Below are 1,182 nucleotides of genomic sequence, written 5' to 3' on the forward strand. Positions count from 1 at the left end.
GTCTCCGGCCGATGGGCGGATCTTCGACGGGGAGTGACGGTGGTGGGCGCGAGCCCGGACGGGGCGCGGGGTGGGTGAGCGCAGCCGTACGCCCCGGCCGGGGCCGGACGTGAGGCGTCGGCTGTGGCCGGCCGGGTGCGGTGCGGCGCCGGCGGCGGGGTCAGCCGAGCGCGGTACGGCGGCCGGTCCCTCGACGCCGGGCCGGGGCCTCGATCGAATGGCCGGGCGCCGCCGTCATCACCGCCGCGGCCTTGGACATGATCCGCGCCATGGCCTGGAGCTCCTCGGGGGTGAGCTGGTCGATCAGGAAGGCGCGGACGACGGCCACGTGGCCCGGCGCCGTCCGCTCCAGGCAGCGCACGCCCTCGTCGGTGAGCACGGCGAGGACTCCCCGCTCGTCGGAGGGGCAGGTCGTCCGTTCGACGAGACCGAGCTTCTCCAGCTGGCCGATCTGGTAGGTGAGCCCGCTTTTCGACACGACCACCTCGCGTGCGAGCTCGGTCATCCGCATGCGCCGCTCGGGGGAGGCCGAGAGCTTGGCGAGGATCTCGTACTGGGCGTGGGTGAGCCCGGAGTCGGCCTTCAACTGCTCCTCGACGCGCCGTTCCAGGAGGTGGGTCGCGGTGACATAGGCCATCCAGGCGTCCAGCTCGGTCTCGCTGAGCCATCTCGTGTCCTTCACCTCGCCATTCTACGGCTTGTTCAAATTTGAACTAATGGCTAGGGTGTAGTTCAAATTCGAACAACTAGAAGGAGTTGTCATGCTTGAGCGGATACGGCCCCTCGCCCTGCTGCTGGGGCGGATCGTCATCGGGGTGGTCTTCTTCGCCCACGGCTGGCAGAAGTTCACGGTGATGGGCCTGGACGGGACGGCGGCGTTCTTCGACTCGCTGGGAATCCCGCTGGCGGGGGCGGCGGCGCCGGCGGTGGCCGTACTGGAGGTCGTCGGCGGGATCGCCTTCATCCTGGGCGCTGGACTGCCGGTCTTCGGCCCCCTGCTGGCCCTGAACATGATCGGTGCGATCGTGTTCCTCCACGCCGGGAACGGCTTCTTCGTGGAGAAGGGYGGCTTCGAGTTCGTCCTCACCCTTGCCGCGACCAGCCTGGCCATCGCCTTCAGCGGCGGCGGCCCCCTCGCCGTCGACACCCTGTTGCGGCGGCGACGCGCCTCGGCCCCCGCCC

General features: G+C 70.3%; 2 protein-coding genes. One reads left to right on the plus strand and one right to left on the minus strand.

Annotation, left to right across the window (positions count from 1 at the left end; all coding sequences use genetic code 11):
• Positions 1-160 precede the first annotated feature (160 nt).
• A complete protein-coding gene (locus CA984_RS44090; RefSeq protein WP_086579167.1) occupies positions 161-682 on the minus strand; it encodes a MarR family winged helix-turn-helix transcriptional regulator in 522 nt (173 codons plus the stop codon).
• Between the two features lie 79 nt (positions 683-761).
• Here CA984_RS44090 and CA984_RS44095 point away from each other — a divergent pair.
• Positions 762-1,182: DoxX family protein (locus tag CA984_RS44095; protein ID WP_086579168.1), on the plus strand; the 421-nt coding region annotated here is incomplete at its 3' end.

It is taken from the genome of Streptosporangium minutum (assembly GCF_002149035.1).
In the GTDB taxonomy this organism is placed as follows: Bacteria; Actinomycetota; Actinomycetes; order Streptosporangiales; family Streptosporangiaceae; genus Streptosporangium; species Streptosporangium minutum.